At 71.6% G+C, this 17,601-nt stretch carries 17 protein-coding genes and 1 tRNA gene; 14 read left to right on the forward strand and 4 right to left on the reverse strand.

Annotation, left to right across the window (positions count from 1 at the left end; genetic code table 11):
• Nucleotides 1–30 precede the first annotated feature (30 nt).
• From BJ959_RS10965 to BJ959_RS11020, 12 genes are all read left to right on the forward strand, one after another.
• Nucleotides 31–106, forward strand: a tRNA-Glu gene (locus BJ959_RS10965).
• Nucleotides 107–251: 145 nt separating this feature from the next.
• Complete coding sequence (locus tag BJ959_RS10970; protein WP_153981873.1) at nucleotides 252–638, forward strand: hypothetical protein; 387 nt, start codon at nucleotides 252–254, stop codon at nucleotides 636–638.
• A 63-nt stretch (nucleotides 639–701) separates the two neighbouring features.
• Nucleotides 702–1,817, forward strand: coding sequence for a TerC/Alx family metal homeostasis membrane protein (locus BJ959_RS10975; protein ID WP_153981874.1), 1,116 nt, complete (start codon nucleotides 702–704; stop codon nucleotides 1,815–1,817).
• Nucleotides 1,814–2,515, forward strand: coding sequence for a TIGR00730 family Rossman fold protein (locus BJ959_RS10980; RefSeq protein ID WP_153981875.1), 702 nt, complete (start codon nucleotides 1,814–1,816; stop codon nucleotides 2,513–2,515). The genes BJ959_RS10975 and BJ959_RS10980 overlap by 4 nt, the downstream gene beginning before the upstream one ends.
• 137 nt (nucleotides 2,516–2,652) lie before the next feature.
• Nucleotides 2,653–4,137: a 3-isopropylmalate dehydratase large subunit gene (gene leuC / locus BJ959_RS10985; RefSeq protein ID WP_153981876.1), complete on the forward strand. Its 1,485-nt coding sequence runs from the start codon at nucleotides 2,653–2,655 to the stop codon at nucleotides 4,135–4,137.
• A 2-nt stretch (nucleotides 4,138–4,139) separates the two neighbouring features.
• Nucleotides 4,140–4,736: a 3-isopropylmalate dehydratase small subunit gene (gene leuD / locus BJ959_RS10990; protein WP_153981877.1), complete on the forward strand. Its 597-nt coding sequence runs from the start codon at nucleotides 4,140–4,142 to the stop codon at nucleotides 4,734–4,736.
• Between the two features lie 35 nt (nucleotides 4,737–4,771).
• Entirely contained in the window at nucleotides 4,772–6,136 is a 1,365-nt protein-coding gene (gene murA, locus BJ959_RS10995; RefSeq protein WP_153981878.1) for a UDP-N-acetylglucosamine 1-carboxyvinyltransferase, read from the forward strand.
• A gap of 38 nt (nucleotides 6,137–6,174) precedes the next feature.
• The gene (locus tag BJ959_RS11000) at nucleotides 6,175–6,960 is read left to right on the forward strand and encodes a lysophospholipid acyltransferase family protein (protein WP_341799868.1); all 786 of its coding nucleotides are present in this window, start codon (nucleotides 6,175–6,177) and stop codon (nucleotides 6,958–6,960) included.
• Between the two features lie 32 nt (nucleotides 6,961–6,992).
• Entirely contained in the window at nucleotides 6,993–8,021 is a 1,029-nt protein-coding gene (locus tag BJ959_RS11005) for an NAD(P)H-dependent glycerol-3-phosphate dehydrogenase (protein ID WP_207949097.1), read from the forward strand.
• 79 nt (nucleotides 8,022–8,100) lie between these two features.
• The gene (locus tag BJ959_RS11010) at nucleotides 8,101–8,850 is read left to right on the forward strand and encodes an alpha/beta fold hydrolase (protein ID WP_165878978.1); all 750 of its coding nucleotides are present in this window, start codon (nucleotides 8,101–8,103) and stop codon (nucleotides 8,848–8,850) included.
• The gene (locus BJ959_RS11015) at nucleotides 8,847–10,421 is read left to right on the forward strand and encodes a Mur ligase family protein (RefSeq protein ID WP_153981881.1); all 1,575 of its coding nucleotides are present in this window, start codon (nucleotides 8,847–8,849) and stop codon (nucleotides 10,419–10,421) included. The genes BJ959_RS11010 and BJ959_RS11015 overlap by 4 nt, the downstream gene beginning before the upstream one ends.
• A 32-nt stretch (nucleotides 10,422–10,453) precedes the next feature.
• Complete coding sequence (locus tag BJ959_RS11020; protein ID WP_153981882.1) at nucleotides 10,454–11,602, forward strand: D-alanine--D-alanine ligase family protein; 1,149 nt, start codon at nucleotides 10,454–10,456, stop codon at nucleotides 11,600–11,602.
• An 80-nt stretch (nucleotides 11,603–11,682) separates the two neighbouring features.
• Here the strand turns inward: BJ959_RS11020 and BJ959_RS11025 are convergent, their stop codons facing one another.
• From BJ959_RS11025 to BJ959_RS11035, 3 genes are read right to left on the reverse strand one after another with little or no spacing between them, the layout of a single operon-like run.
• Nucleotides 11,683–12,207 carry a DUF3515 family protein gene (locus BJ959_RS11025; protein ID WP_153981883.1) on the reverse strand — a complete coding sequence of 175 codons (525 nt, stop codon included), beginning with the start codon at nucleotides 12,205–12,207 and terminating at the stop codon, nucleotides 11,683–11,685.
• A 55-nt stretch (nucleotides 12,208–12,262) separates the two neighbouring features.
• Entirely contained in the window at nucleotides 12,263–12,712 is a 450-nt protein-coding gene (locus BJ959_RS11030; protein WP_153981884.1) for a hypothetical protein, read from the reverse strand.
• 49 nt (nucleotides 12,713–12,761) lie between these two features.
• Nucleotides 12,762–13,271, reverse strand: a complete 510-nt coding sequence (locus BJ959_RS11035; protein ID WP_153981885.1) for a hypothetical protein — start codon at nucleotides 13,269–13,271, stop codon at nucleotides 12,762–12,764.
• Between the two features lie 45 nt (nucleotides 13,272–13,316).
• On the opposite strand from BJ959_RS11035, the gene thiL reads away from it, so the two are divergent.
• Nucleotides 13,317–14,387: a thiamine-phosphate kinase gene (gene thiL, locus BJ959_RS11040; protein ID WP_153981886.1), complete on the forward strand. Its 1,071-nt coding sequence runs from the start codon at nucleotides 13,317–13,319 to the stop codon at nucleotides 14,385–14,387.
• On the opposite strand, the gene rsmD is transcribed toward thiL, so the two are convergent.
• The gene (gene rsmD, locus BJ959_RS11045; RefSeq protein WP_153981887.1) at nucleotides 14,384–14,977 is read right to left on the reverse strand and encodes a 16S rRNA (guanine(966)-N(2))-methyltransferase RsmD; all 594 of its coding nucleotides are present in this window, start codon (nucleotides 14,975–14,977) and stop codon (nucleotides 14,384–14,386) included. The genes thiL and rsmD overlap by 4 nt on opposite strands.
• Nucleotides 14,978–15,437: 460 nt before the next feature.
• Between rsmD and BJ959_RS11050 the strand changes: the two genes are divergently transcribed.
• Entirely contained in the window at nucleotides 15,438–17,597 is a 2,160-nt protein-coding gene (locus BJ959_RS11050; RefSeq protein ID WP_424960741.1) for an ATP-dependent DNA helicase RecG, read from the forward strand.
• The last annotated feature ends 4 nt before the right edge of the window (nucleotides 17,598–17,601 follow it).

Consider the following 17,601-nt stretch of genomic DNA (forward strand, 5'->3'; position numbering starts at 1 on the left):
GCTGTGGCATACTCGTGTGGTTGCCAACGCGGCCCCATCGTATAGCGGCCTAGTACGCCGCCCTCTCACGGCGGTAACGCGGGTTCGAATCCCGCTGGGGTCACCAGCGCTCCACACTGGAGCACGGCAGCACGAGAAGCCCTCGCACTCGCGGGGGCTTTCCTCGTCTGTGCTGATAGGTCGCTATTCCCGCCGTTACGTCGCCGTTCCCGCCGCGACGACATGGTTTCGGCCGCCACTACGCTGGGGGCATGACCCGGTTGCGCATCCTGACCACCGCCGCTCTCGTCCTGACGCTGCTGGTCGGCACCACGGGCTGCGCGCAGGTCGCCGAGGTGCTCAACCCGTCGACCGGTGAGGAGCTCGTCGGCACCAGCTGGTCGGGCACCGACAGCGACGGCGACGAGTGGGGCTTCGAGTTCCAGAGCGGCGGCGGGGTCGCCCTGACCTTCAACGGCGACGAGTTCGACGACGACAGCGACGTCTGGAAGGTCGAGGACGGCGTGATCGCCATCGGCATCGCCTTCGAGACCGGGGTCGCCACCCTCACCGGCCCCTACTTCCGCGACACCACGGTGATCGAGCTGGAGGGCGAGCAGGGCGACGTGACCTGGACGCTCACCATCGAGAAGGACTAGCTCTCCGACGGGGGTCGGGCGGCGCGAGGGTAGACTCGCCGGGCATCCTCCTGAAAGGCTTCCGTGAGCGACTTCGTCATCCCCGCCTGGTTCGAGATCGGCTCCCTGGTCGTCCTCACCATCATCCTCATCGCCGACCTGCTCCTGGTCGTGCGTCGTCCGCACGTGCCGAGCCCGAAGGAGTCGGGACTCTGGGTCGCGTTCTACGTGACGCTCGCCCTCATCTTCGCCGGCCTCATGTACACCATCGTCGGGGCGCAGGCGGGCGGTGAGTTCCTCGCCGGCTGGCTGACCGAGTACAGCCTCTCGATCGACAACCTCTTCGTCTTCGTCATCATCATGGCCCAGTTCGCGGTGCCCAAGAAGATGCAGCAGGAGGTGCTGATGATCGGCATCATCCTGGCGCTGATCTTCCGCGGCATCTTCATCCTGCTCGGGGCCGCTCTCATCGAGAACTTCTCCTGGATCTTCTACATCTTCGGGCTCTTCCTCCTCATCACCGCCGGTCAGCAGGCCTTCAGCGGTCGGGAGGACGACGAGGAGCGCGAGAACGCCCTCATCCGCTTCCTGCGGCGGCGCATCGCGATCACCGACGAGTACAACGGCATGAAGCTGCGCACCACCGTCGACGGCACGCGGGTCTTCACTCCGCTGCTCATCGTGCTCATCGCGATCGGCACCACCGACCTGATCTTCGCCCTCGACTCGATCCCGGCGATCTTCGGCATCACGCAGAGTCCGTTCATCGTCTTCACCGCGAACGTCTTCGCCCTCATGGGCCTGCGTCAGCTGTATTTCCTGCTCGGCCACCTCGTCGACAAGCTCGAGTACCTCAAGTACGGCATCGCGTTCATCCTCGCCTTCATCGGCGTGAAGCTGATCTTCCACGCCATGCACGAGAACGAGCTGCCCTTCATCAACGGCGGCGAGTACATCGAGTGGGTGCCGGTCATCGATACGGTGACCTCGCTGCTCGTCATCGTGGCCGCGATGACCGTGGCCGTCGTCGCGAGCCTCGTCAAGCTGCGCATCGAGCACCGCTACGTGCCGACCGCGCTCACCGCGCCGGTCGCCGACGACGACGAGACGACGGCGACGGTGGCCGCCGGTGCTACGGCACCCACCGCCACCTCAGCCACCGACGGTGCGGCCGAGCAGGAGACCGGCGACCGGCCGTGATCCCGCACCCGACCGAGGAGCAGTTCCTCGCCGGCCGCACCTCGGCCGACGAGAGCCGCGAGTGGGTCGACAGTGTCGAGCACGAGTTCGAGCACGCCTTCGCCACGCTCAACGGGCTGCGGTCCGGGGTCTCCGTGTTCGGCTCCGCGCGCATCGCGCCCGACCACCCGTGGTACGCGCTGGGCGTCGAGGTGGGGCGGCGCATCGCCGAGGCCGGGTACCCGGTCATCACCGGGGGAGGGCCCGGTCTGATGCAGGCGGCCAACCGCGGCGCCGCATCCGTCGGAGGACGCTCGATCGGCCTCGCCATCGAGCTGCCGCGGGAGGAGGAGCCCAACCCCTACGCCGACACCGTCGTGCCGTTCGAGCACTTCTTCGTGCGCAAGACCGTGTTCGTGCGGTACTCGTGCGCGTTCGTCGCCCTCCCGGGCGGCTTCGGCACTCTCGACGAGCTGTTCGAGGCGCTCACCCTCATCCAGACCGACAAGCTGCACGACTTCCCCGTGATCCTCGTCGGCACCGCGTTCTGGGGCCCCGTCGCCGAGTGGCTGCGCACGACCCTGGTCGACGCGGGCACGATCTCTCCGCACGACCTCGACCTGCTCACCGTCACCGACGATCTCGACGAGATGCTCCGGGTGATCCGCGCGTGCGTCGAGTGCCACACCCCGCCGCCTGGCGGCGTCGTGCCCCGGTGATAGCCTGAACCGCATGCAGCGTGAGCGGCGGGACCTCCTTCGTCGCCGCGGCGAGTCCTGATCACCCCAGGTCGCATCCTCGCCGCGGTGTTCCGACGCGGCCGCTCCGACGTGAACGTACGAAGGGTGATTTCCCCATGACAGACAGCTCCTCCGCCGCCCCGCGCCCCCGCACCCTCGCTGAGAAGGTGTGGGACGCCCACGTGGTGACCAAGGGCCAGAACGGCGAGCCCGACCTCATCTACATCGACCTGCACCTGGTGCACGAGGTCACGAGCCCGCAGGCCTTCGACGGTCTGCGGATGGCCGGCCGCCCCGTGCGCCGCCCCGACCTCACCATCGCGACCGAAGACCACAACACCCCCACGCTGGCGATCGACAAGCCGATCGCCGAGCCGACCAGCCGCAAGCAGATCGAGACCCTGCGCGCGAACTGCGCCGAGTTCGGGGTGCGCCTGCACTCGCTGGGCGACATCGAGCAGGGCATCGTGCACGTCGTCGGTCCGCAGCTGGGCCTCACCATGCCGGGCATCACGGTCGTCTGCGGCGACTCGCACACGAGCACGCACGGCGCCTTCGGGGCGATGGCCTTCGGCATCGGCACGAGCGAGGTCGAGCACGTGCTCGCCACGCAGACCCTGCCGCTCAAGCCGTTCAAGACCATGGCCATCACCGTGGAGGGCGAGCTCAAGCCCGGGGTCACCGCGAAGGACATCATCCTCGCGGTCATCGCGAAGATCGGCACCGGCGGCGGGCAGGGCTATGTGCTCGAGTACCGCGGATCGGCCATCCGCTCGCTGTCGATGGACGGCCGCATGACGATCTGCAACATGTCGATCGAGGCGGGCGCCCGCGCCGGCATGGTCGCGCCCGACGAGACCACCTTCGCGTACCTCAAGGGCCGCGCCCACGCGCCGCAGGGCGCCGACTGGGATGCCGCCGTCGAATACTGGCGCACCCTCGCGACCGATGACGACGCCGTGTTCGATGCCGAGGTGTTCCTCGACGCGAACGAGCTCGAGCCCTTCGTCACCTGGGGCACCAACCCGGGCCAGGGCATCTCGCTCAGCCAGACGGTGCCCGACCCGGCGACGATCGTCGACCCGAACGAGCGGGCCGCGGCTGAGCGCGCGCTCGAGTACATGGACCTCACGCCGGGCACCCCGATGAAGGAGATCCCGGTCGACGTGGTCTTCATGGGCTCGTGCACGAACAGCCGGCTCGACGACCTGCGCGCCTTCGCCTCGATCATCAAGGGCAAGAAGAAAGCCGAGGGCGTCGACGTCATCGTGGTCCCCGGCTCGGCGCGCGTGCGCATCGAGGCCGAGGCCGAGGGCATCGACAAGGTGGTCGAGGAGTTCGGCGGCGAGTGGCGCTTCGCCGGCTGCTCGATGTGCCTCGGCATGAACCCCGACCAGCTGCAGCCGGGCCAGCGCTCGGCATCGACGAGCAACCGCAACTTCGAGGGCCGGCAGGGCAAGGGCGGGCGCACGCATCTCGTCAGCCCGCTCGTTGCCGCCGCCACCGCTGTGCGCGGCACGCTGTCGAGCGTCGCCGATCTCGTGGCCGATGGCCATGAGGTGGATGCCCGCTACGTCTCGATCGAAGGGGCCACGGTCTAACCATGGAGAAGGTCAGCACGATCACGGGCGTCGCGGTGCCGTTCCGCCGCAGCAACGTCGACACCGACCAGATCATCCCCGCCGTCTTCCTCAAGCGGGTCACGAAGACCGGATACGACGACGCGCTGTTCTCGGCGTGGCGGCAGGACCCGGAGTTCATCCTCAACCAGCCCGCCTACGCGAACCCGTGCATCCTCATCGCCGGGCCGGACTTCGGCACCGGCTCGAGCCGCGAGCACGCGGTCTGGGCCCTGCGCGACTTCGGCTTCCGGGCCGTGATCAGCCCGAAGTTCGCCGACATCTTCCGCGGCAACGCCGGCAAGCAGGGTCTGCTCACCGGGGTCGTCGACGAGCCCACCGTCGAGCGACTGTGGGCCGCGCTCGAGGCGAGCCCGGGCATGGAGGCGACCGTCGACCTCGAGGCCCGCACCGTCACCGTCGGGAATGTCTCGGTGCCGTTCGAGATTGATGACTACACGCGCTGGCGCCTCCTCGAGGGTCTCGACGACATCGGCCTGACGCTGCGCGACGAGCAGGCCATCACCGACTTCGAGTCGCGCCGCGAGGCCTGGCGCCCCACCACCCTCCCCGCTCGCTGAGGGGCGAGACCGACACCACCACCTGAGGTCAACCCATGAATTCGCTCACCAAGGACTCGCAGAAGGCCGCCGCTCGCGTCGGCCTCACCTCCGACACCATCGTGATCCACGGCGGCAAGCCGCTGCGCGGGCGCATCGAGGTCCGGGGTGCGAAGAACCTCGTGACGAAGGCGATGGTGGCCTCCCTCCTGGCTGACACCCCCAGCATCCTCAAGGGCGTGCCCGAGATCAGCGACGTCCACGTGGTCAGCGGTCTGCTCAAGGCGCACGGTGTCGAGATCACCACCCTCGAGCCGGGGGTCCTCAAGCTCGACCCGAGCAACGTGGTGAGCGCGCACTTCGCCGAGATTGATGCCCACGCGGGCTCGAGCCGCATCCCGATCCTGTTCTGCGGACCGCTGCTGCACCAGCTCGGCGAGGCGTTCATCCCCGACCTCGGCGGCTGCCGCATCGGCGACCGCCCGATCGACTTCCACCTCAACGCGCTGCGCGCGTTCGGGGCCACGGTCGACAAGAAGCACGAGGGCATCCACCTGACCGCGCCCCAGAAGCTCAAGGGCGCCCTCATCGAGCTGCCCTTCCCGAGCGTGGGCGCCACCGAGCAGGTGCTGCTCACAGCCGTTCGGGCCGAGGGCACGACCGAGCTCAAGAACGCCGCGATCGAGCCCGAGATCATGGATCTCATCGCGATCCTGCAGAAGATGGGCGCCATCATCTCGGTGGAGCCGAACCGCGTCATCGTCATCGAGGGCGTCGAGACGTTGCGCGGCTACCAGCACACCGCGATCTTCGACCGCAACGAGGTCGCGAGCTGGGCCGCTGCGGCACTCGCCACGAAGGGCGACATCACCGTCGGCGGTGCACGCCAGCAGGAGATGATGACCTTCCTCAACGTCTTCCGGAAGGTCGGCGGCGAGTTCGAGGTGCTGGAGGACGGCATCCGCTTCTGGCACCCCGGCACCCCGCTCAAGCCGGTGATGATCGAGACCGACGTGCACCCGGGCTTCATGACCGACTGGCAGCAGCCCCTCATCGTCGCGCTCACCCAGGCCGAGGGCGAGTCGGTCGTGCACGAGACCGTGTACGAGAACCGCTTCGGATTCACCGAGGCACTCAACGAGATGGGCGCCGACATCGTCGTGCACCAGTCTGGGCTCGCCTCGATCACGCGTCGGGTGCCGCGCCGCCCGCTCGAGCAGGCGGCGGTCATCCAGGGCCCCACGCCGCTCACCGGCGCCTCGGTGCGCGTGCCCGATCTGCGGGGCGGCTTCAGCCACCTCATCGCGGGGCTCGCAGCGACGGGCACCTCGACGATCAGCAACGTCGGCATCATCAGCCGCGGCTACGAGCTCTTCATCGACAAGCTCGAGACGCTCGGCGCCGACTTCGAGCTCGTCTAGCGCGGTCGTCCGCGGAGCCGGGCAGTACCCTGGTCTCCGTGCCTGACGCCACCCCCGCCGAGCAGTCCGCCGTGTCGACTCCCGCCCCGCGCCGTCGGCGTCGAGAGAAGACGTTGCTCTGGCACACCATCGCCGCGATCCTGCTGCCGCCCCTGACCGTGATGGCGCGGTACCACGTGGTCGACGGGCACAAGCTGCCGCGCACGGGCGCGTTCATCCTGGCGCCCAACCACTACAGCGAGATCGACCCGGTCATCATGGGCCGCTACATGTGGAAGCTCGGCCGCGTGCCGCGGTTCCTCGCCAAGGCGAGCGTCTTCCGGGTTCCGGTGCTCGGGGCCGTGCTGCGCTGGTCGGGGCAGATCCCGGTCGAGCGCGAGGGGCGGGGACGGTCGGATGCTCCGCTCAAGGCGGCGCAGCAGCTCGTCGATCGCGAGCTCGCGGTCATCATCTACCCCGAGGGCAGTCTCACCCGCGACCCCGACCTGTGGCCGATGCGCGGCAAGAGCGGGGCCGTGCGCATGGCCCTGCAGGCGGGCGTGCCGATCATCCCGGCCGCCCACTGGGGCACGCAGCAGATCATGGCCCGATACTCGAAGAAGATCAGCTTCTTCCCGCGGAAAGACCTCTACTGCAAGATCGGCGACCCCGTCGATCTCAGCGACCTGGCCGGGCGTCCGCTCGACCAGGCGACCCTCGCCGCCGGCACCGAGCGCGTCATGAACGCCATCGCCGAACTGCTCGGCGACCTCCGCGGCGAGACGCCGCCGGCCAAGCGGTGGGACCCGTCGGAGCACGGCCAGAGCGAGACGGGGCGCCTGTGAGCGAGCATCCGCCGCTGACCGAGGCGGTGCGCCTGCCCTCGGCCGCCGCCCGCGACGGAGCGAAGCGCATCGCCGTGCTCGGCGCCGGGTCCTGGGGCACGACCTTCGCGAAGGTGCTCGCCGACGGCGGTTCGGATGTCGTGATCTGGGCGCGCCGGCGCGAGGTGGCCCACGAGATCACCGAGACGCACCGCAACTCCGGCTACCTGCCGGGCATCAACCTTCCCGCCAACCTGCGGGGCCACGACTCGCTCGAGCACGTGCTCGCCGGCGCCGAGCAGGTCTACCTCTCGGTTCCGAGCCAGAGCCTGCGCAGCAATCTCGCCTCGATCCGCGACATCCTGCCCGCCGACGTGCCCGTCGTCAGCCTCATGAAGGGTGTCGAGCGCGGCACCGGCCTGCGCATGAGCGAGGTCATCGAGCAAGAACTCCGCCTCGATCCGGCGCGCATCGCCGTCGTCAGCGGCCCCAACCTGGCGCTGGAGATCGCCAAGCGCGAGCCCACCGCAGCCGTCGTCGCCAGCGCCAGCCGCGACACCGCGGTGGCCGTCGCCTCGGTGGCCTCGAACGACTACTTCCGCTCGTTCGTGAACACCGACGTGGTCGGCACCGAGTTCGGCGGCGTGCTCAAGAACCTCATCGCCGTCGCGGTCGGCATCGCCGACGGGGTCGGCTACGGCGAGAACACCAAGGCGTCGATCATCACGCGCGGGCTCGTCGAGCTCAGCGCCTTCGCTGTGGCCTTCGGCGCCCGCCCCGAGACGATGATCGGACTCGCCGGCCTCGGCGACCTCATCGCCACCTGCGAGTCCCCGCTCTCGCGCAACAACACGGCCGGCCGGCTGCTGGGTCAGGGCTACGGCTTCGAGCAGGTCATCGCGCAGATGAACCAGACCGCCGAGGGGCTCGCCTCCGTCGGCCCCGTGCTCGAGCTGGCCGAGTCGAAGGGCGTCGCGATGCCCATCGTCGCCCAGGTCGGGAAGGTGCTCGAGGGCACGCTCGACCCGCGCGAGCTCGCCCCGCACCTCGCGACCGACTCCGACGAGCCGCAGGCGGAGTAGTCGGCGTCGCGAGCCGCAGGCAGAGTAGTCGGCGTCGCGAGCCGGAGGCGGCCTGCCCGCTCTCGATAGGCTTGCACCCGTGATCACCTCCCTTGCCGGCGGCCGCGTGCTCGCCGAGAAGCACGGTGCGACGCCACCCCGGGTTGTCGCTCTGCATGGCTGGGGTCGTGACGGCGGCGACTTCGCCACGATCCTCTCCGGGCTCGATGCGGTGAGCATCCACCTGCCCGGGTTCGGCCCCGCGCCCGCCCCCGAGACGGTCTGGGGCACCGAGGACTACGCCGATCTTGTCGCGGAGGCCATCGCGGCTTTCGCCCCCGTCGTGATCGTCGCACACTCGTTCGGCGGCCGTGTCGCCGCCCGTCTCGCTCTCCGACGTCCTGAGCTGGTGCGGGGCCTGGTGCTGACGGGCGTGCCGCTCGTGCGGCTGGCTCCGGCGAGCCAGCCTCCGCTCGGCTTCCGCCTCGCGCGCTGGGCGAACCGGCGCGGCCTGCTGAGCGATGCCCGCATGGATGCCCTCCGCGACCAGCGCGGCTCCGCCGACTACCGGGCGGCGCAGGGCGTGATGCGCGGCATCATGGTGCGCGCCGTCAACGAGACCTACGACGACGAGCTGGCGGCGCTCGCCGCGAGCACGTTCCCGCTGCGCTTCGTGTGGGGTGCCGACGACACGGCCGCTCCGACCGAGGCCGGACGCATCGCCGCCGAGCGTGCGGGTGCCCCTTTCCGCGTCATCCCCGGTGCGGGGCACCTGCTGAGCGGCGACCTCGAGCTCGCCGTGCGGGAGGAGCTGCTGGCCATGATCGCCGAGACCGAGGAGCCCGCGTGATCGCCGTGTACGTCATCCCTTTCGCCCTCCCGGCCCTGCTGCTGGCGATCATCGCGGCCGTGCCGGTCGGCGCGCGCTGGCTGCGGGTCGCGCAGCGCGAGCACTACGTGCCCGGCTCGACCAGCTGGATGGCGTGGTTGTGGGTGCGGCGCGAGCCGCTCACCGGTCCGCTCGCGCTCGTCGCGGCGGGGGCTACGGTCGCCGCCGCCCTGTCGCCGTACTCGTGGCTGCAGGTGATGGCGCTCGTCGCCATCGTGCTGACGGCACTGCTGCCGTGGGGCATGCCGGTGCGCGGCACGTCGAAGAAGCTGGCGTTCACGCCGCGCCTGGTGCGGCTGGCCGTGCTGTGGGCGGTGCTGCACCTGGCTCTGGGCATCCTGGCCCTGTTCGTGCTCGGTACTGCGGGCCCGGCGCTCGTGCTGGTGCTCAGCGCCCCGCTCACCGACCTGGCGCTCGCCATCATGGCGCCGATCGAGAAGGCCGCATCGCAGCGCTTCGTCACCGCGGCGCAGAAGCGGCTCGCGCAGGTGCGCCCGCGCGTCGTCGCGATCACCGGCTCGTACGGCAAGACCAGCACCAAGAACTACGTCGCCCACCTGCTCAGCGGCACCTTCGCCACCGTCGCCAGCCCGGCCTCGTTCAACAACCGCCTCGGGCTCTCGCGAGCGGTGAACGACAAGCTCGTTCCCGGTACCGAGGTGTTCGTGGCGGAGATGGGCATCTTCGGTCCGGGTGAGATCCGCGAACTCTCGACGTTCTTCCCGCCCGACATCGCTGCCATCACCGTCATCGGCGAGGCGCACCTGCAGCGGATGCGGTCGACGGACGTCATTCTGCGCGCCAAGACCGAGATCACCGAGCGCGCCGGTACCGTCGTGCTGCCGATCGACGACCCGCGCCTGGCCCGGCATGCCACCCTCTGCGCCTCGCAGGGCAAGCGCGTGATCACAGTCAGCTGCGTCGCCGGCACCGAGGCCGACGTGGTGCTCGACCCGGTCGACGGCACGATCGTGATCGGCCCCGGTGCGGCCCCGGTGCCGGTCACCGTCTCGGGCACTGGCCACGCGGTCAACGTCGCCGTCGCGGCGGGCATCGCCTTCGCCGCGGGGGTGCCCGTGGCGGGCATCGCGGCGCGGCTCGGTGACCTGCCCGGCTCGCAGCACCGCGCCGAGGTGCAGCAGGCTCCCAGTGGCGCGCTCGTGATCGACGACACCTACAACGCGAATCCGGTCGGGTCGCTCCGCGCCCTCGAGGGTGCGGCATCCCTGGCCGCCGAACGCGGAGGGCCGCTCGTGGTCGTCACGCCCGGCATGGTCGAGCTCGGCCCCGTGCAGGTGGAGCGCAACCGCGCTTTCGGCGCTGCGATCGGGGCGGCGAACGGACTGCTGCTGGCCGTGGCCCGCACCAACCGCGCCGCACTGCTCGCCGGCTACGCCAGCACCGCCACGGCGGAGGCCCCCGGAGCGGTCGCGGTCGCTACCCGCGAGCAGGCCGTGCGCCGCGCGGTCGAGGCCGCGGGAGACCGGGGCGTTATCCTCTACGAGAACGACCTGCCCGACCACTACCCCTGATCGGCCGCCGCGGCCATCGACCTGAGGTGACCATGGCTTCCACCGCCCCCTGGGCCGTCGTCTTCGGCGGCCCGAGCCCCGAGCACGAGATCTCGATCCTCACCGGCCTGCAGGCCGAGCGGGTGCTGACCGCAGCCGGGCACGACGTGGTGCCGATCTACTGGTCGCCCACCGGCGACTGGTTCCGGGTGCCGGCCGCGACCGAGGCGAAGGACTACCTCGAGGGCGCGCCCTCCGGCTCGACGGTGCTCGAGGTGCGGGTGTCGGGGGAGCCCGGCATCTACCGGCGCAAGACCTTCGGCGCCGAGCGACTGGAGATCGAAGCGGCCCTGCTGTGCCTGCACGGCGGTGTCGGCGAGGGCGGCGGGGCGGCGGCGGTGTTCTCGCTGCTGGGCATCCCCGCCACCGGCTCGACCCTGTTCGCGGGCGCTGTGGGCATGGACAAGCTCGCGTTCGGCGGCCTCATGCACGCCGCGGGCATCCCGAGCCTGCCGCGCGAGGCGGTGTCGACGCTCGCCGAGCCGAGCTTCGCCGGCCCGTACATCGTGAAGCCGCGGTTCGGCGGCTCGTCGATCGGCATCGAGATCACCGACGACATCGACGCCGCGCGCGCGCTCGCCGCGACGAGCGTCCACCTGCGCACCGGGGCCGTGCTCGAGCCCTACCGCCCGGAGCTGGTCGACCTCAACATCGCCTTCCGCACCTTCCCGACCCTCGAGATCACTCCCCTCGAGAAGCCGTTGCGCGGTGACACGGGCAGCGCCCTCTACTCGTACGCCGAGAAGTACCTGGCCGGCGGTGCGGGCACGGATGCGGGGCTCACGAGCGCCCCCCGCGAGTTCCCCGCCCAGGTGCCCGACGCGGTCGCGGCGACCGCTCGCGTGCTGGCCGAGCGCGTCGCCGAGGTGACGCGCCTGACGGGGATCGTGCGGGTCGACCTGCTGCTCGACGAGTCGACGGGCGAGCTGTTCGTCAACGAGGTCAACTCGATCCCGGGGGCGCTCTCGCTGTACCTGTGGGCCTCGCTGCAGCCGGCCGCGACCGTGCTGGTCGATGCGCTCACCGAGGCGCGCGACCGTCGCGTGGTCTTTCCGCAGGCCGGCTTCGGCGGCGGTGCCGCGCTGCGGGCAGCGGGCGGCATCGCCGGCAAGCTCGTCGGGCTCGACGGTCCCCGCGCGTAGCGCCCCTGTGGCCCAGATCTGGGGCGGACGGGCCGTACCCGTTCCGCGATCAGCCCGTCGGTGGCCGATCTGGAGCCGGGTCAGGGAGTGGGGGTGGGCGTCGGGTTCACCGTGCCGCCGCCGAACACGTCGGTGGCCACGAGGCACCGGGCAGCCGCATCCCGTACCCCGACCAGCGGGCTGAGCTCGCGTACGGCATCGGCGCCGGCGATGTAGGTGACGTCGACGATGATCTCGGTCACCGGTGCACGGCCGTAGGTCGTGAAGACGTAGCGCGGCGCGTTGCTCTCGTCGAGCAGCCAGTCGACGCCCTCGATGGTGAAGCAGGGCAGGTCGCTGGGTCCCTGCTCGGGGAGTCCGCAGCGGTAGATGACGGCCGTCGGGTCGCCCCAGGCCGCCGTCGACTGGGCGTTCGTCGTGCGCCGGTCGAGTTCGCCGACGGTGTCGGGCAGGCGCACCATGGTCTCGGCGCAGGCGACGGCGTTCGACTCGGGCCCCGGCTCGAGCGGCACCGTGCCCGCGCAGCCGGCGAGCCCGACGACCGCGGTCGCCATCAGGGCGGCGGATGCGGAGCGCACGCGCGCGGAGGCCGATCGGGTCGTCACGCTCCCACGCTAGCGGGCCGCGCGCTGGCGCGGGCTGGGAGCGTTGGCGCTCCGGCTACATCGCCTGGTCGGTCGCGGAGAACAGCAGCGACAGCAGCATGAACCCGATGAACACGAGGCAGAACACGAGCACCACGCTCGCGAGCGACAGGATTCCGCCGACGCCGATGATCGTCACCGTGCGGTTCGTCGGCGCCATCTGCGTCAGCGATCGCACCATCGCGCGCCAGACCAGCATGTGCAGCCCGAGAACGAGCAGCGTCGGGCCGAGGAAGGTCAGGGTGAAGCCGGCGATCTCGCTGAGCGGATCGATGCCGAAGGCGCCGCCGGTCGCGACCTGCACCGCGAGGGCGACGACGCTGAGCACGAGGCCCGCGACCGGCAGCACGATTGCGAGGCGCCCCAGCGTTCGGCGGGCGCGGGTGATGCGCTCACTGTCGGCCGGGCCGTACGGCGAGGCGAGAGACGGTTCCGGAGCGTCGTCGGGCCGCTGAGCATCAGTCATTCGTACACCGTACCATCGGCGCGGCGGGCGAGCGGGCCGCGCGCGCGACTCAGGCGATCCCGTTGCCGAGCACCCCGAACGCGATGAACCACAAGAAGATCAGGACGGCGACGGCGAACCAGCTGGCCACGGCGAGGCTCAGCGCGATGATGACCACGAGGGCCACCGCCTCCGTGCGGCCGCGCCGCGCGAGCCCGCGCAGCAGTGCCCGCCAGACCAGCAGGTTGAGGGCGATCACCGTGAGCACCGGCGCGGCGATCGTCGCCGTGTCGCTCAGCCAGGCCTGCGGGCCGACGCCGACGTCGCCGACGACCCCGCCGCCGTTCCCGGGGCGGATTCCGAGCACGGCGAGCACGATGACGACCAGCGTCAGCGCGATGGCCAGCGCCCCGACCGCCGCGGCCGCGACGAGGAGGATCCGCCGTCCGCGCTCGACCCAGGCCGGCGCGGCGGGGGTGGGATCGGCGGGCGTCGCGGAGGCGGGCGTGCTCGTGTCGCTCTTGCCGCCCGGGGCCGGGCCGTACGGGCTCGACGGGGTCTCGGGTTCGGGCTCGCTCATGCCCCGACAGTACGACAGGCGCGGGCGCCGGACTAGCGTGGAGCCGTGACGCGCGACCCCGACCCTCGCCCTGCCGCGCCCGCCGACACCCTCGGCGCGGTCGGCGAGTTGGCCGCGCTCGCGCGCATCATCCCGCGGCTGCCCGGCAGCGACGCGACCGTGCTCGGCCCCGGCGACGATGCCGCGGTGCTCGCCGCCCCCGACGGGCGATACGTCGTGACAACCGACATGTTGATCCACGGTCCCGACTTCCGCACAGCCTGGTCGACCATGCACGACCTCGGCTTCAAGGCCGCGGCGACGAACCTCAGCGACGTCGCCGCGATGGGTGCGCGGCCCACGGCGCTGGTCGTGGCGCTCGCCGCGCCCGCCGAGACCCCCGTCGCCAAGCTCGAAGCCCTGGCCGAGGGGCTGCGCGATGCGTGCGAGGCGCTCGCGCCCGGCTGCGGGGTCGTGGGCGGCGACCTGAGCGTGTCGAGCGTGCTGACCATCGCCATCACGGCGTTCGGCGACCTCGAGGATCGCGAGCCGGTGACGCGATCGGGCGCGCGGCCGGGCGACTGGGTCGCCGTCTCCGGCTCGCTGGGGCTCGCGGCGGAGGGGCTGCGGCTGCTGTTCGAGCGCGCGGTCGATGCGACGGGGGCGCCGGATGCTGATGCCGCGGCTCGGCTGCGCGCCGAGCATCCCGTGCCCCTCGCCGCCCAGCTCACGCCGCACCCGCCGATCGCGGACGGCGTCGCCGCCGCCCTCGGCGGAGCGTCGGCCATGCTCGACCTGAGCGACGGCCTGGCGCTCGATGCGCGCCGCATCGCCCGCGCGAGCGGTGTCTCGATCGATCTCTCGAGCGCGCAGGTGCGCGAGGTCGCGCTCGCGCACGGGCTCGACCCGGCCGCGCCCGCGTCGGTGGCCCTGACCGGAGGAGAAGACCATTCCTTGCTGGCGACCTTCCCGCCCGACGTGGCGCCGCCGCTGGATGCTCTTCCCGGCGGCTTCCGCATCATCGGCCGTGTCGTCGCGGCCGACCGCCACGGGCCCGCGCTGCTCGTCGACGGCCGCGTCTTCGACGAGCGCGGTGGCTGGGACCCGTTCGCCGAGTGGAGCGGGCAGGCCGGCTAGTCCGTTGCCGTGCCGGAATCAGTGGGTTCCGGGCCGAGCCAGTAGACCGCGGTCTCGCCGTAGCGCGACACCTTGTCGAGCGCGAGCCCGGCCGGCCAGGCCGGAGCCGGGGAGCGTGATGAGCGCTCGAGCGCGACCACCGCATCCGGAGCCAAACGGGGCACGAGCCCCTCGAGCACGTGGTCGAGCTCGAGCCCGCCCACCTCGTACGGCGGGTCGATGAAGACGAGGTCGAACTCGACGAGCGCCGACGAGAGGTATGACGTCGCGGGCTTGCCGATGACCTGGATGCTCGGCCTCGCGCCGCGCCCCGCCCGACCCTGCACGAGCGCGGCATTGGCCTTGCACACCTGCACCGCCGCGTGCGACTTCTCGACGAGCACGGCCGAGGCGGCGCCGCGGCTGATCGCCTCGAGCGCGAGGGCGCCCGAACCGGCGTAGAGGTCGAGCACGCGCATCCCGTCGATCGCGTCACGGGCCTCGAGGGCGCTGAAGATCGCCTCGCGCACGCGGTCGCTCGTGGGCCGCGTGCCCGCCGACGGAACCTTCAGCGTCAGCGAGCCCGCGAACCCGGCGATGATGCGTGTCACGGCCCTAACGCTAGTGCGCCGTCGTGCGCACTCCACGGCCTGCCGAGCCGGAGTGCGCGTGTCGCGCGCGACGTGACTGAGTCGGGACCGCAGGCCGCAAGCTTCGGTGCCACGGTTGACCCCGATCGGTCCTGAATGGGACTGCGGCGTGCGCTCGACGGCGATTCGGGACCGATCGGTGCGCTCGACGGCGTCGATCGGTCACTCGTTGCGGACCGTCCCGCGAACGTGCGCAACGAGTGACCGATGGATGGCCAGAGGCGCGGCGTCACTCGCTGTCGCCGCCGTCCGGCGAGTCGGCCCTGCTGAGAGGGCACCGTTGCGCCCCGGCGCGAGGCCGTCAGGCGGCGCGAGTAGCGTTGACGCCGTGAGCAGCCTGGCCCCTCCTGACCCGCTGAGCGCGAAGCTCAGCAGCGCGTTGGGCGACCGCAGCGCCAACGCCCTGAAGAAGGCGTTCGGGATGCTCACCGTCGGCGACCTGCTGACCCACTATCCCCGGCGCTACGCCCGCCGCGGCGAGCTGACCGCGCTCAGCGAGCTGCGCGTCGACGAGTCGGTGACGATCGTCGCCGAGGTCATCGACGTCACCGAGCGGCCGATGCGCCAGCGGCGCGGAAGCATTCTCGAGGTGCGCATCACCGATGGGCAGGGCATCCTGACCCTCACGTTCTTCAACCAGGCGTGGCGGGCCAACGACCTGAGGAAGGGCGTGCGCGGCATCTTCGCCGGCAAAGTCGGCGAGTACCGCGGCGCGCGGCAGCTCGCCCACCCCGACTACGAGCTCTTCGAGGCGGGCGATGAGCGCGACACCGGCCCCGAGGCGACGAAGTGGGCGATGCAGCCGATTCCGATCTACCCGGCGACGTCGACGGTGGCGAGCTGGCAGATCGCGAAGGCGATCGGGGTGGTGCTCGACACGCTGCCGGCGCTCGACGACCCGGTTCCGGCGAGCGTGCGGGCCGAGCTGCGGGCGCCCGACGCCTCGGAGCACGACGACGCCCCCGACCTGCTCGAGCTCACGACGGCGTACCAGTACATCCACCGGCCCGAGAACGACGGGCAGTGGCGCCGCGCGCGCGACACCCTGCGCTTCCATGAGGCCTTCGTGCTGCAGGCGGCACTGCTGCAGCGGCGACACGCCCTGCGCGAGCAGCCCGCCACTCCGCGCCTGCCCGGCGCCGAGCTCGTCGGCTTCGACGCCGAGCTGCCCTTCACGCTGACCGACGACCAGCGGCTCGTCGGCGACGAGATCGCGCGCGACCTGGCCGCCCCCGTGCCGATGAACCGGCTCGTGCAGGGGGAAGTCGGCTCGGGCAAGACCCTCGTCGCGGTGCGGGCCATGCTGACCGTCGCGGAGAGCGGCGGGCAGAGCGCCCTGCTCGCCCCCACTGAGGTGCTGGCCGCCCAGCACCTGCGCTCGATCGTCGCGACCCTCGGCCCCGACCGGGCGGCCCGGCTGCGACCCGTGCTGCTCACCGGGCAGCTGTCGCAGCCCGAGCGCCGGGCGGCGCTGCTGAGCATCGCGAGCGGAGCATCCCGCATCGTCGTCGGCACCCACGCCCTGCTGGGGGACAGAGTCCAGTTCGCCGACCTCGGTCTCGTCGTCGTCGACGAGCAGCACCGCTTCGGGGTCGAGCAGCGCGAGAGCCTCCGTCGCAAGGGTGCGGTGCCGCCGCACGTGCTCGTGCTCACCGCCACGCCGATCCCCCGCACGGTCGCGATGACGGTGTTCGGCGACCTCGACGTCTCGACCATCGCGACCCTGCCCGCCGGGCGCACCCCGATCGTCAGCCACGTCGTGCCGCTCGCGGACAAGCCCGGCTGGTGGAACCGCGTGTGGGAGCGCATGGGCGAGGAGCTCGCGCAGGGTCGTCAGGGCTTCGTCGTCGTGCCCGCCATCGACCCGGCCACGCGCGAGGACGACCTCGACGCCCTGGTGGATGGTCCGGCCGACGGCTCGGTCGACGACGGGCCCGACGGCAGCGGCGTCGACGCGATCGCCCGACCGCCCGCCACCGTCGCCGAGCTGACGCCCCTCCTGCGCCAGCACCCCGCCCTCGCCGGGCGCCGCATCGAGCCGCTGCACGGCCGCATGTCGTCTGACGAAAAGGATGCGGTGATGCGCGCCTTCGCCCGCGGCGAGATCGACGTGCTCGTGTCGACGACCGTCATCGAGGTCGGCGTCGACGTGCCGAACGCCTCGACGATGGTCGTCGTCGACGCCGACCGCTTCGGGGTGAGCCAGCTGCACCAGCTGCGCGGCCGCGTCGGTCGCGGCGGGGTTCCTGGGCTGTGCCTGTTCGTGACCGCGGCGCTGCCCGAGACCCTCGCGCGCGAGCGCGTCGAGGCCGTGGCGGGAACGCTCGACGGCTTCGCGCTCGCGCAGATCGACCTCGAGCTGCGGCGCGAGGGCGACGTGCTCGGGGCGACCCAGAGCGGCGGGCGTTCGAGCCTCAAGCTGCTGCGGGTGGCGACCGACGGCGACCTCATCAGCACGGCCCGCGCGGCCGCGGCCGGGGTGCTCGAGGGGGATGCAGCGCTGAGCGGGCATCCGGCCCTGAAAGCCGCCATCGAGCGCCGTCTCGACGACTCGGCCCGCGACTTCCTCGCGAAGAACTAGCGAA

It is taken from the genome of Microcella frigidaquae, from assembly GCF_014200395.1.
In the GTDB taxonomy this organism is placed as follows: Bacteria; Actinomycetota; Actinomycetes; order Actinomycetales; family Microbacteriaceae; genus Microcella; species Microcella frigidaquae.

Coding starts and splice junctions, on each gene's coding strand:
- BJ959_RS10970 (WP_153981873.1), top strand. CDS start 252: ATGACCCGGTTGCGCATCCTGACCACCGCCGCTCTCGTCCTGACGCTG.
- leuC (WP_153981876.1), top strand. CDS start 2,653: ATGACAGACAGCTCCTCCGCCGCCCCGCGCCCCCGCACCCTCGCTGAG.
- leuD (WP_153981877.1), top strand. CDS start 4,140: ATGGAGAAGGTCAGCACGATCACGGGCGTCGCGGTGCCGTTCCGCCGC.
- murA (WP_153981878.1), top strand. CDS start 4,772: ATGAATTCGCTCACCAAGGACTCGCAGAAGGCCGCCGCTCGCGTCGGC.
- BJ959_RS11020 (WP_153981882.1), top strand. CDS start 10,454: ATGGCTTCCACCGCCCCCTGGGCCGTCGTCTTCGGCGGCCCGAGCCCC.
- BJ959_RS11030 (WP_153981884.1), bottom strand. CDS start 12,712: ATGACTGATGCTCAGCGGCCCGACGACGCTCCGGAACCGTCTCTCGCC.
- BJ959_RS11035 (WP_153981885.1), bottom strand. CDS start 13,271: ATGAGCGAGCCCGAACCCGAGACCCCGTCGAGCCCGTACGGCCCGGCC.
- BJ959_RS11050 (WP_424960741.1), top strand. CDS start 15,438: ATGCTCACCGTCGGCGACCTGCTGACCCACTATCCCCGGCGCTACGCC.